7 protein-coding genes and 2 pseudogenes are annotated in these 11,979 nt (G+C 68.9%); 6 read left to right on the top strand and 3 right to left on the bottom strand.

Going from position 1 to position 11,979, the window contains the following annotated elements:
- The first annotated feature begins 56 nt into the window (after positions 1 to 56).
- The 5 genes and pseudogenes from ACIBK3_RS42095 (at position 57) to ACIBK3_RS42075 (ending at position 7,048) form a co-directional block, all read left to right on the top strand.
- The gene (locus ACIBK3_RS42095; RefSeq protein ID WP_399373544.1) at positions 57 to 941 is read left to right on the top strand and encodes a VOC family protein; all 885 of its coding nucleotides are present in this window, start codon (positions 57 to 59) and stop codon (positions 939 to 941) included.
- A gap of 93 nt (positions 942 to 1,034) precedes the next feature.
- Positions 1,035 to 2,612, top strand: coding sequence for a phenylacetic acid degradation bifunctional protein PaaZ (gene paaZ / locus ACIBK3_RS42090; protein WP_399373543.1), 1,578 nt, complete (start codon positions 1,035 to 1,037; stop codon positions 2,610 to 2,612).
- Between the two features lie 56 nt (positions 2,613 to 2,668).
- Positions 2,669 to 3,877, top strand: a complete 1,209-nt coding sequence (locus tag ACIBK3_RS42085) for a multidrug effflux MFS transporter (protein ID WP_399373541.1) — start codon at positions 2,669 to 2,671, stop codon at positions 3,875 to 3,877.
- Between the two features lies 1 nt (position 3,878).
- Positions 3,879 to 4,223 (top strand): annotated as a pseudogene (locus ACIBK3_RS42080) (hypothetical protein); the annotation flags it as partial.
- Positions 4,224 to 4,537: 314 nt separating this feature from the next.
- Positions 4,538 to 7,048, top strand: a complete 2,511-nt coding sequence (locus ACIBK3_RS42075) for a SpoIIE family protein phosphatase (RefSeq protein ID WP_399373539.1) — start codon at positions 4,538 to 4,540, stop codon at positions 7,046 to 7,048.
- Between the two features lie 437 nt (positions 7,049 to 7,485).
- Here the strand turns inward: ACIBK3_RS42075 and ACIBK3_RS42070 are convergent, their stop codons facing one another.
- Positions 7,486 to 9,231 carry an MFS transporter gene (locus tag ACIBK3_RS42070; protein ID WP_399373538.1) on the bottom strand — a complete coding sequence of 582 codons (1,746 nt, stop codon included), beginning with the start codon at positions 9,229 to 9,231 and terminating at the stop codon, positions 7,486 to 7,488.
- Between the two features lie 1,131 nt (positions 9,232 to 10,362).
- Here ACIBK3_RS42070 and ACIBK3_RS42065 point away from each other — a divergent pair.
- Positions 10,363 to 10,812 (top strand): ABC transporter permease subunit, encoded by a 450-nt coding sequence (locus ACIBK3_RS42065; protein ID WP_399373537.1) that lies wholly within the window; start codon positions 10,363 to 10,365, stop codon positions 10,810 to 10,812.
- On the opposite strand, the gene ACIBK3_RS42060 is transcribed toward ACIBK3_RS42065, so the two are convergent.
- Both ACIBK3_RS42060 and ACIBK3_RS42055 read right to left on the bottom strand, forming a co-directional pair.
- A complete protein-coding gene (locus tag ACIBK3_RS42060; protein ID WP_399373535.1) occupies positions 10,738 to 11,391 on the bottom strand; it encodes a transposase in 654 nt (217 codons plus the stop codon). The two genes, ACIBK3_RS42065 and ACIBK3_RS42060, sit on opposite strands and share 75 nt — an antisense overlap.
- Positions 11,388 to 11,870: pseudogene (locus ACIBK3_RS42055) on the bottom strand (winged helix-turn-helix domain-containing protein); the annotation flags it as partial. The gene ACIBK3_RS42060 and the pseudogene ACIBK3_RS42055, both read right to left, overlap by 4 nt.
- Positions 11,871 to 11,979: the final 109 nt, after the last annotated feature.

The following is an 11,979-nucleotide window of genomic DNA, read 5'->3' as shown; positions in this document are numbered from 1 at the left end:
TCAACGTATTCGTACGAGCCTTGACCGTCAAGGGTCTAACAAATACCGTCTTCCTCATGACGATCCAGAGCCTTGGGTACGTGGGCATCGGTGCGCCCGACCCGGATGCATGGGCGGAGTACGCCCGGACAGTGATAGGCCTCGCGGTCGAGCCGGGGGCTGCGGCCGACAGCGGCTCCGCCGCGGGCGGTGACTTCGCACGCCACTACCTGCGAATGGACCAGCACCCGTTCCGCATGTGGCTGACCGAGGCGGAGACCGGCGGTGTGACGGTCATCGGCTGGGAGGTCCGCGACCCGGCCGCGATCGACGAGATGACCGTGCGCCTCAAGGAGGCCGGGGTCGACGCGACGGCGGGCACCGAGGAGGAGTGCCGGGACCGTCAGGTGGCCCGCATGGTGCACTTCACCGGCCCGCTCGGCATCCGCACCGAGCTGTTCTGCGGCCGCCGCCTCGCCCCCAGCCAGTTCGTCTCACCGCTCGGCGTCGACTTCGTGACCGGCGAGCAGGGCCTCGGGCACGTCGTGATGAAGACACCGCACGTGCAGGAGGCGGTCGACTTCTACTGCGAGATCCTGGGCTTCCGGCTCAGCGACACCGCCGACTACCCCTGGGGCACCTTCTACTTCCTGGGCTGCAACCCGAGGCACCACAGCATCGCCTTCATCCGCTCGTACAAGAACGAGGGCACCCATCACATCCTGTGCGAGGTGACCAGCCCGGAGGAGGTCGGCCGCGCCCTGGACCGGACCCGCGAGCACGGCGTCGAGCTCATGGCCACGCTCGGCAAGCACGCCAACGACGGGATGTTCTCCTTCTACATGACGTCGCCCGCCGGCTTCGGTATCGAGATCGGAGCGGGCGGTGTGCAGGTCGACGAGAGCACCTGGGTGAGCCGCACCTACACCGCTGACATCTGGGGCCACCACCCCGTGGACTGACAGCCCCGGGCTTCCATTTCCGTGGACTGAATGCCCGGACCTTCCCGGCACGCCCTCGCCCCCATCCGCCCTCGACGAAAGCAGCCGTACCCCATGCTCCAGAGTTTTCTGCAGGACACCTGGGTCACCCCCACGGTCACGCCCGCGTCGGCGGCCGCCGTACGCGACGCGGTCACCGGCGAGACGGTCTGCCACGTCTCCTCCGAAGGGCTCGACGTCGCCGGGGCGTTCGCCCATGCACGACGCGTCGGCGGTCCCGCCCTGCGCGACCTCACCTTCCCGCAGCGAGCCGACCTCCTGGACGCGGTCGCCGCCGCCGTCCGGGCCCGCCGCGAGGAGCTCTACGTGCTGTCGGCGAGCGCCGGTGCGACCCTGACGGACGCCCGGTACGACGTCGACGGCGGCGTCCGCGTCCTGCGCGACTACGCCGCCCGGGCCAGGGCCGAACTCCCGGACGCCCCCTACCTGTTGGAGGGCCCCGCCGAACGCCTCGCGCGCGGTGAGGACTTCCTCGGCGTCCACCTCGTTTCCCCCTCACCGGGCCTGATGCTCCAGGTGAACGCCTTCAACTTCCCCGTCTGGGCGCCGCTGGAGAAGCTCGCGCAGGCGGTGCTGGCCGGCATGCCGAGCGTGGTGAAGCCGGCCACGCCCACCGCGTACCTCACGGAACACCTCGTACGGATCGTGGCCGAGGCCGGAGTCCTGCCGCCCGGTGCCCTGCAGATGGTCGTGGGCTCGGTGCGCACGGCGCTTGATCTGCTCCACGAACAGGACGTGCTCTCCTTCACCGGCTCGGCCGCCACCGCCGCGACCCTGCGCACGCACCCCGACCTGGTGGCCCGCTCCGTCCGGTTCAACGCGGAGGCCGACTCCGTCAACGCCATCGTCCTCGCGCCGGACGTCGAGCCCGGATCCCCGCTGTTCGAGGCGTTCGTCCGCGAGGTCGTCACGGAGATGACGGTCAAGGCGGGCCAGAAGTGCACCGCGATCCGCCGGGTCCTCGTCCCGCGCGAGCACGAACTCGCCGCCCTGGACGCGATCTCGGCCGAGCTGGCAGGGGTGACCATCGGCAACCCCGGTGCGGAGGGCGTCCGGATGGGGCCGGTCGTCAGCCTGGAGCAGCGCGATGACGTACGGCGGGCGGTGCGCGCCATCGTCGAGTCCGGCCGCTTCGTGTACGGCGACCCGGGCAAGGTGCGTGTGGTGGACGCCGACCCGGAGCGGGGCGCCTTCCTGGACACGCTGTTGATCTCCGCGGACCCGGACGCCTCGGCACCCCACGAGGTCGAACCCTTCGGACCGGCCGCGACCGTGCTGGCGTACCGCGACACCGCCCACGCCACGGACCTGGTTGCGCGCGGCCGTGGCAGCCTCGCGGCCTCGGTCGTCGGCGACGACCTCGCCTGGACGACCGCCTTCGTCCGGGAGGCGGCTCCCTGGCACGGGCGGCTCCACCTGCTGGACTCGACGAACCTGACGCAGACCACCGGGCACGGATCCCCGCTCCCCGCCCTGCGCCACGGCGGCCCGGGCCGAGCCGGCGGGGGATCGGAAATGGGGGGCACTCGCGGTGTCGTGGACCTGATGCAGCGAACGGCACTCCAGGCGTCACCGAGGCTGCTGGACTCCCTCCGGAACGGGCACGCCCGGCCGCCGGCCGACTCCGCGTGACGGCCATGCGCGCGAGGCGGGCACGGTCCGAACGGCTCAACCGTCGTACCGCACCCGTGGAACACGGAACGGACCTGCCGGCCACGATGCTGCTGGCGCTGGCCCTGGCCTACGGAGTCTCCCCGCTGGCCATCGACATGTATCTGTCGGCGTTTCCGCGCATGGCGCGTGACCTGCATGCCTCAGCCACCGGCGTCCAGCTGACGCTGACCGCGTTCATGACCGGCCTGGCCGTCGGGCAACTGGTCATCGGGCCGCTGTCGGACCGCTGGGGCCGGCGTCGGCCGCTGCTGGCCGGGACCGCGCTGAGTGTGCTCGCGGGGCTGCTCTGCGCCGCTTCGCCCGCCGTCGGACTGCTCGTCGCGGCCCGTTTCGTGCACGGCGTCAGCGGAGCCGCCGGGATCGTCATCGCCCGTGCCGTGGTCGGGGACCGGGCGCGCGGGGCGGGGGCAGCCCGGGCGTACGGACTGCTGATGATGACGGCCGGCGTGGCACCGGTCGTCGCCCCGCTGATCGGGGGAGCACTGGTCGGTGCCGTCGGCTGGCGCGGGATCTTCCTCGTCCTCGCGGGGCTGGCGGCACTGACGTTCCTCGGCGCGCTCTTCCTGGTCCCCGAGACTCTGCCGCACGACCGGCGGTACGGCGGAGGGCTCGCCACCACCCTCCGCCGTACCGGCACCCTCCTGACTGACCGTCCGTTCCTCGGTTACGCCTTTGCCTTCGCCTTTGGGTTCGGCACCCTGTTCAGCTACCTCGCGGCGTCGCCGTTCGTCTACCAGAACGTCTTCGATCTCTCGATCGGGACCTACGCGGTGATCCTGGCTGCCAACGCCGTTGGATTCACTGCCACCAGCGCCCTCAACCGGCGCATCGTCCGGCGCTTCGGCGCCCGTCTCCTGCTGCGCGTCGGCCTCGTCGTCATGGCGGTGTGCTCTACGACGCTGTGCCTGCTCGCCGGCACCGGACTGCTCGTCCGAGACGTCGCCGTCCCGCTTGTCTTCGTGACGGTTTCGTCGCTCGGTCTGATCGCGGCCAACGCCACGGCGCTCGCCGTCGCCCGCGCCCCGCAGGCGGCGGGCACCGCGTCGGCGATCCTCGGGGCTCTGCAGTTCGGTCTGGCCGCCACCGTCTCCCCGCTGGTCGGACTGGGCGGAGAGAACACCGCCGTCCCCATGGCCGTGGCCATGGCCGCTTCGACGGTCGTGGCGGGATCGGCCGTGCTGGTGCTGGCGGGAACCGACCGGGACGGTGACGAACTCGCCTGACCCGGCGGTCACCCCACTGGATCCTGCGGGCCGTCCGTGGAGCTGCTTCCAGAGCGCGAAGCACGAGTGTGGCCTGGACCAGTACGAAGTCCGCCGCTACGTCGGCTGGTACCGGCTCGTCACTCTCGCGCTGCTCGCCCACGCCTACCTCGCGGCCATGGCAGCCCAGGCCGAAGAGGCAAAAGGGGCCGCAGAAACGGATCCTTCCTCGTCCCGCTCAGCCCCTCAAGGCACTCGCCACCGAAACACTCGGCACCATGCTCCGCTGGCCAACTCTAGCCACACCAAGCCCAGTTACACCGCTCGCTTTACAGACCCCCGGGTTACTCGACCTGCCCGTCCTTGATCGTGTACCGACTGGGAGGCGCAGGCGGGGTTTCGTTCGGTGCGCGGGGATGGGCGCAGCCCAGTCGCCGCGACTGCTGGTGTTCGTACGACTACGCAATGCGGGCAGGCCATCACGGCGGTGGGCGCCTCGAAGCCCTTGCCGGGGAGGGGGGAGAGCCATGAACTTAAGGGCCTGGACGTTGGATCAGGCAGGAATGGAGAGAGGTTCCGCCCGGCGCGTAGCACTATGGGTGAAGGAGAGAAGGGATTTATCTGATCAAATACCGCTCTGGGTGGTGACTACAGCGATCCGCGGAAGCTGGTGGAGGTGAGATGGTGGCGGGACGGCGAATCACCCACGACGTCGAATCGCCGAACCCCTTCGACATGTCCGGCGACTCACTCACGGCGCGTGCCGCTGTCGACGAACACGGCGTGATCATCGAGTGGAGTGAGGGCGCTCGCCGACTGCTCGGCTATTCATCTGCAAAGGTCATTGGCAGACCTGCTGCCGACCTGCTCGACGAAGAGATCTCCGCAGAGGCAATGCGTCGGCTGCGGACCCTGCCGAGGTGGACCGGAACAGTGCGGCTGCGGCACCAAGACGGACACGGGGTGGAAGCCCGCCTGCTCGCCCACCACCAGCGGGAGGACGACAGCGCCCCTCACTGGCTGGTGTTGTCCCCTCTCGCAGGCACCAGTGCCGCCGAGGACCCGAGGGAACTGGCTGCGTGGAGCTTCTACCAGGCTGCCTGCTGCTCGATGCATGCGTACGACACGAACCTGCGCCTGAGGCAGGCCAACCACTATGCCGAGCGCGCTCTGAACCTGACTGAGGCGGAGATGCGGGGCCTTCGGCACGCCGAGCTGGTGGTCCACCCCGAGTTCGACAGGGTCGAGCAGTGTATGGCGCGCGTGCTGGAGACAGGTGAACCTCAGGATGTGGAGGTTCGGGTACAGGTCGCCGGGGAGATCCGCAAGCAGGCGTGGTCCCTCTCGCTGTACCCGATACGGGACGAGGGCGGCGAGCTACGCGGCGTGGGACTGTCGGCCCACGACATGACCGAACAGTACTGGGCACAAAAACGGCTCCAGCTGCTCAACGACGCGGGCGCCCGCATTGGGAGTACGTTGAGTGTCGCCCGCACGGCCCAGGAGCTGGCTGATGTGGCCGTGCCGGAGTTCGCGGACTTCGCCACCATCGACCTTCTTCCGGACGTCGAGCGCGCCGAGGCGGCGCCATCGGGGGGCGCGATGCCCGGGCCCACCGCGGAAGGCTCTTTCGTGCTTCGTCGCGTCGCCCAGCAGTCCGTGCTTCCGGGCATCGCCGAGGCGGTGCTCCGCCCCGGCGAGGTGGACGGCTACGCCGCCAATTCCCCGACGGCGGAGTGCCTGGCCACTGGCCGGGCTGTGCTCCATGCCGAATTCGCCCCCGACTCCGCTGACTGGTCGGTGGGGCATCCTGGTCGGGAGGAGTCGGTCCGGGCCTTCGGCATTCACTCAGTCATGGCCGTGCCGCTGACGGCCCGCGGCCACACCCTGGGAGTGGCGGTCTTTCTGCGTCACGAACGGCCGGAGTCCTTCAGCGAGGGCGATCTGTTGCTGGCAGAGGAGATCACCGCCCGGGCCGCGGTCTGCATCGACAATGCGCGCCGGTACACCCGAGAGCGGGAGACCGCGCTGGCGCTGCAAAGGGCCCTGCTTCCCCAGCGACTTCCCGTTCAGCCTGCGGTGGAGGCAGCCTTCCGCTACCTGCCGACGGACACCTTGGCCGGGGTGGGCGGCGACTGGTTCGACTTGATCCCGCTGTCCGGCGCCCGTGTCGCCCTGGTCGTCGGGGATGTGGTCGGACACGGCGTCCAGGCATCGGCGATCATGGGACGGCTGCGGACCGCCGTTCGAACGCTCGCCGACATCGACCTTCCGCCTGACGAACTGCTCACCCATCTCGACGACCTGGTCATCCGGCTCTCGGCGGACACGGACATGGACGGCGCCTCGCCCAGCGACCAGGCCGCCGAGATGGCTGCCGGCCTTGGTGCCACCTGCCTGTACGCGGTCTACGACCCGGTCTCCCGTGTCTGCGCGGTGGCCAGTGCGGGCCACCCGGTCCCCGCCGTGGTCAGCAGCGGGGGCGCCGTGGACTTCCTGGACGTACCGGCCGGTCCTCCGCTGGGTCTGGGCGGGCTGCCCTTCGAAACCACCGAGGTCACCCTCCCCGAGGGGAGCCTTCTCGCTCTCTACACCGACGGATTGGTCGAGTCCCGCGAGCAGGACATCGACGAAGGGACCGCGCGTCTGCGCAGTGCCCTCGCCAGTCCGGCGACGTCCCTGGACGATCTTTGTGACACCGTGCTCGCCAGAGTGCCACCCGAGCACCCCGCTGACGACATCGCCCTGCTCATCGCCCGCACCCAGGCCCTCGACCCCCGGCACGTCGTCACCTGGGGCCTGCCGGCCGACCCTGCCGTGGTGGCCAGGGCGCGCAAGCTCGTCACCGCGCAACTCGATGCGTGGAATGTGCAGGAGGCGTCCTTCGTCGCCGAACTGGTGGTGAGTGAACTGGTCACGAATGCGATCCGGCACGCCGAACCGCCCATTGAGTTGCGACTGCTCAAGGGCCGCCACCTCATCTGCGAGGTCTCGGACGCCAGCAGCACCGCACCCCACCTGCGCCGTGCCCGTACCTACGACGAGGGCGGTCGCGGCCTGCTGCTCGTGGCGCAACTCAGTCGCGGTTGGGGCACGCGCCACAACGGCACTGGCAAGACCATCTGGGCGGAATTGGCCCTGGACTCGCCCGAGTCCAGCCCTCCCGTGACCTCAACTCAGAACAGGCCCTAGCTGTGCTGTCCACGGAGGTTGGTGACGGAGGTCTCGGCTGAGGGATCTTGAAATGGGTGAGGGCCTTCTGGCTCGGTGTGGATTGCGACATCTACGCCGGACGACAGCAAGGCCCTCATGCCCCACCGTGATGCACCCCTGACCGAGACCGGGCTGTCGCTGAGCGCGGTCCGCAGCTATCGGTTCGCCATCCAGCGCCGGCCCGCAGAGCAACGTCGTCACGGCGTCTCCCACAGGGCCGAAGGGGGCGATGATCCGGGCGGTCTTCGTCGTGTGGTCCGGATTATGGCGCGAGGCGGCCGACCTGCGCGTGTACAGCGACGCCCGTCAGAGGTTGGCACGCAGCTCACGCCGAAGCCCGGTGGCACACCCCTCTTCCGGGATCTGCGCCACCGGGCTCCGCACAGCAGTAGCGGGCATGCGGCGTCTGCGGTAAATCAATCATTCAGCGACTCTGGCGTGATCAATGTGTCCGTTCGCTGTCCGCCGATCAGGACCATGGTGACGAGGGCGGCCGCGAGCGCGCACAGTCCGACGATCAGGTAGCCGAGCGAGTAGGCGCTGCCCAGGGCGTGGAAGGCGGTCTCCTTCAGTGGGTTGAACGGAACCGTCGAACCGTCGGGCAGGGAGACGGTTGCGGGTACGGCGTTGGCGCCGAGCGGGCCGGAGTCGACCGCCGCGATGGCGCCCTCCAGCGCCTCCCGCTGGTCGCTGGGGGCGGTCGCCGCCGAGGTGTTGAAGGCGTCCAGCGCCTGGCTCAGTGCCGGGGTGGACGCGACTTTGTCGCTGATCCCCTGTGCCGCCCGGCTGAGGGCGATCGCTCCGACCACGGCCGGGCCGAGGGTGAACCCGAAGTCACGCAGAAGGCTGGTCCATCCGGCGGCCATGCCGGCGAGGTGGTTGGGCACGGTGTTGATCACGACGGAGGTGACGGCGGACAACACGAACGCCACGCCGGCGCCGGCTACGACGAGTGGAGGTATCAGGGGGGTGATCGACTGCCTGCCGATCGGGATCGTGGCCATCCAGAAGTCCCCCGCCGCGATGAGCAGAAGCCCGCCGCCCAGCACCCACTTGGGGTTGTACCGTTCGATGAGGCGGGAGGCGATCGGGACCTGGATCAGTGCCGAAACCCCGTTGAACACGATGAACGCGAGGGAGGCTCTGAGCGGAGTGAAGCCCTGGATCGCGGTCAGGCGGATGCTCGTGACATAGCCGGTGCCGAGGTAGGCGAACATGCCGACCACGGTCACCACGGCAGCGATCGTGAAGTTCCGGTCGTTGAACAGGTCCAGGCGCAGCAGCGGGGACGCCGAGCGCCGCTCGGCGAGGACGAAGGCCACGAGGAAGACGGCCGCGCACGCGAATCCGCCGATCACCTCCGCGCTGCCCCAGCCGCTCGTCGGCCCCTGAATCACCGCGAAGAGCAGGCCGAGCACGGAGAGGCCGATCGTGATCTGTCCCGGCCAGTCGAGGGAACGGCCTTCGGGTGACGACGAGTTCTGAGCCAGGAGGAAAGCGAGCACTGCCGACACGCCGGCGAGCACGACGACGACGAGGAAGGCCCACCGCCATCCTGCGTACGGGTTCGAGCCGAACTGCCACCGGGCGGTCAGGCCGCACGCCAGAGGCGACAGCACGCTTCCCAAGGACAGCGATGCCGCCCACACCGAGATGGAGCGGGCGCGTGCCCGAGGTGTGTGCGTGCCCGCGGCGATCATGGCCAGGGTGGTCGGAATGACCGCCGCGGCGCCGATTCCGGTGATGATCTGGCCGGTCCACATCACGATCAGCCGAGTCGTGTGATCGGTGCCGGATCCGGGGGTGAGGACGCAGGTCGCGCATCCGATCGCCACCAGTACGGAGCCGCCGACCAGCAGTCGGCGTCGTCCGAACAGGTCGCCGAGCAGTCCGAAGGTCAACTCCAGGACGGTGACCGGGACCAGGAAGGCGTCGCTGATCCAGGTCAGCTCCGACGCCGACGTGCTGAAGTCCTGCTGGAACAGACCGTTCAAGCCCGCGGGCACGGTCAGTGCGAACTGGGCCATGAAGACGCACAGCGCCGCCGCTATGAGAGTGCCCTGCTCCAGAGTGTCGCGGTGGTGCGGCCGGCGTCCGTGCTCCGCCGTCTTCGGGCTTGAAGGGGAACCGGCGCTGTCTGCGCCGGTGGTGGATCTGGCCATGTGTGGGTTCCTTTTGAAGTGCGTGCATGACGTGACCGGTCAATGACGGCCGTATGGCAGGTCCCCGAGATGGAGGGATGAGGAAAGAAGGGCCCGTCCCGGTGAAGACCGACCTTGTTGAGCGCCCCGCGGTCGTGAACCTGTTCGATCCCAGGAAGGCCGGGTCCTGCTCAGCAGTCGGCGCAGGTCGGTAGGCCGATCACGGACATCAGCCGACAAACGCACGGCTCGCCGCCATCGGCGGTCGCATCCCGCAGTTCGCGAGACAGATGGCCGGTGATCATGTGCTCAAGCACGGGTTGGCCTCACGACGGCCGTGCAATCAGCGGCCCGCCGTGCGGCTGGTGGTGGACGCGCCGACGAAACGAGGTGCGGAGCTCCTGGATGCCCTCAGAGCGATCGGGACGTGGTCGAGATTGCGCGGGCAGACCTGACCAGGTCGGCGCTTCCCGACGATGCTCAGGCTCGCTCAGCCGTAGCGGCACCAGTTGAGATTGTATGAGGTCGAACGGAATCACATGATTCATTGCGGGTGCGGGTGCGCTTGCTCCCTGCTTCCGCCATGACATGCGGGGGCTGCGGCTTGCCCGGGTCACCGTCCGGGTGGTGAAACCCATGTGATGGCGTCGCGCTCGGCATGGGAGCGCCGTCAGCCGAGGTTTCGCGGCCGTGATGCCCCTCGGCGAGGCGTAGCATGCGATTACCCCATCGAATGCCTGCCAGGAGAGTCGCTCTCGGCGCTGTTCCTCCGAACGGGAACAGGCGCGGCCGTGTGGCTCGATTCTCGCGGCAGGGAAGACAGGCGCGCGAACGCAGCCAAGGTCCATCGTTCCTCACAGGTGATGGGGGGCATCGTTGGCCCTCGAGTGATGCGGAACTGATGGGGAGAGTATTGATTAGATATCTTACCGTCAAGGGTCATACGATCTGTTTGAAACAGCCACTTGGTTTGATCTTCGACCTCTGTCTGCGCCGTGATCGCAGACGGGGGTTCAGACGGCGTTGAACCGGTTGACGACCTTTGGCCGGTGTTCGGCGGGGTCGGTGCGCAGGACGAGTTGGGTCGGGACGTGCTGAGGCGCGTGCTCTACGGGGCCCGGGCTCCTCCCGCTCGCCCTCCTGCTGGTGGCCATGTCGCTGCTGGTCGGCGGGCTGCTCGGGGCCTGCGCCGGGTTCTTCGGGCGGTGGGTGGACGAGACCGTGATGCGGATCGCGGACCTGGGGTTCGCCTTCCCCGCCGTCATCCTGGCGATAGTGGTCGCTATCGTGCTCGGCGCCGGCCTGCGGAACGCGGTGCCGGCCGTCCTGGTCGTGGCCTGGCCGTTGTACGCCCGGGTCACCCGGAGCCGGGCGGCTGTCACAACGGCACCTGCCACAACTCGAAGCGCGCCGCGCTGGAAGGAACCGTCTCCTTCACCGGCACCGGCATCACCTGGCGTGCTGCCTGCCGGTAGCCACACTCTGAAGATTGTCACGACAACGCCCCGTGGGTCACCGTCGACAGCTTCACGGTCGCACCGTATCCACCGCTCCGATGCTGCCCTGGCTGACCGGCAACCGGGAGTCGGGGCAGCATTGTGACGTCGTAGAGCCAGCCTGCTGGATGCAAACCAGTCGGATCGGGGCTACTGACTTCGACGTATTAGGGTTCGTCCGATCTGTCGAGAGAGAGGCCCGTTCCGGCGAGGAATCCGTGGAGGATGGCGTGCCGGTACTGCCGCGCCTTGATCCGTCTGCGCGGAGTAGAGTTTCCAGCTTGCTGAGGGTGCGGGCGGCCAGGTTGGCCAGGCTCCGTTTGATGTGCGCCCACATGCCCTCGACCGGGTTGAGCTCGGGCGCGTATCCGGGCAGCAGCACTATGGTCAGCCACTCAGGCTCCGCCACGAGCGCCTGCATCGTGGTGGAGATGTGGGTGTTCAGCCGGTCCCACACCACGATCAGCGGGGCCTTCAGCAACTGGTGGGTACCATCCAGCAAGCGGCGTTCACCCTTGCGCCCTGTGTGACGATGCAACCGGTAGCACAGGCGGGCGGGCAGGCCGGGCCGGTAGCACAGCAGCCCGGCCACCGACAGGCGCCCACGGCTGCGGCCGGGCACCTTCACGGTCGGGGTGATACCGCGCGTGCCCCAGGTACGGCCCTTGGGCGGTCGGCCGGTCACACCCGATTCGTCCTCGAAGCAGACGAATGCGCCGGTCGCCGCCCGGAGCGTTTTACCTCCTGCCAGGGCGCCTCCCGCCATGCGCTGATCGCGTCCTCGTCGCGTTCGGTGGCGGGCCGGGCGGGCATTTGCACGCTGAAACCCATCCGGTGCAGCAGCCGGGTCACCCCGGAGACGCTGTAGGAGATGTGGAACTTCCGCCCGATCAGCGTGCATACCCGAGCGGCCGTCCACACCTGGTCATCACTCCAGCCATGTGCGGCCGGTCCTTCCTCCAGCCAGGCAGCGAGTCTGGCCTGCAGGTGGGGACCGAGCCGGCAGTCGTAGCCCGGAGCCCCCTTGGAACGCAGGGCCTCTGGCCCGCCCGCCTTCCAGGCACGGCGCCACTGGTAGACGGACTTCTCGCTTACCCGTAACTCCCGGGCGATACACGGGACTTTCGCACCCTCCTCGAAGATGCCGATGGCCCGCATCCGTACCTCTTCACGGCGCTTGCGCTGCTGACGCTCGGAGGGGGGCTTGTTGGTGTACGGGGCGGCGGCTGGCCTGGTGTGTTGTTGGTTCGCTGAGAGGCTGGGGGGAGTGGCT

It is taken from the genome of Streptomyces sp. NPDC050287 (genome assembly GCF_044459385.1).
Taxonomy (GTDB): domain Bacteria; phylum Actinomycetota; class Actinomycetes; order Streptomycetales; family Streptomycetaceae; genus Streptomyces.
This window is presented reverse-complemented; position numbering and strand designations above follow the sequence as displayed.

Coding starts and splice junctions, on each gene's coding strand:
- ACIBK3_RS42075 (WP_399373539.1), top strand. CDS start 4,538: ATGGTGGCGGGACGGCGAATCACCCACGACGTCGAATCGCCGAACCCC.
- ACIBK3_RS42070 (WP_399373538.1), bottom strand. CDS start 9,231: ATGGCCAGATCCACCACCGGCGCAGACAGCGCCGGTTCCCCTTCAAGC.
- paaZ (WP_399373543.1), top strand. CDS start 1,035: ATGCTCCAGAGTTTTCTGCAGGACACCTGGGTCACCCCCACGGTCACG.
- ACIBK3_RS42095 (WP_399373544.1), top strand. CDS start 57: ATGACGATCCAGAGCCTTGGGTACGTGGGCATCGGTGCGCCCGACCCG.
- ACIBK3_RS42065 (WP_399373537.1), top strand. CDS start 10,363: ATGTCGCTGCTGGTCGGCGGGCTGCTCGGGGCCTGCGCCGGGTTCTTC.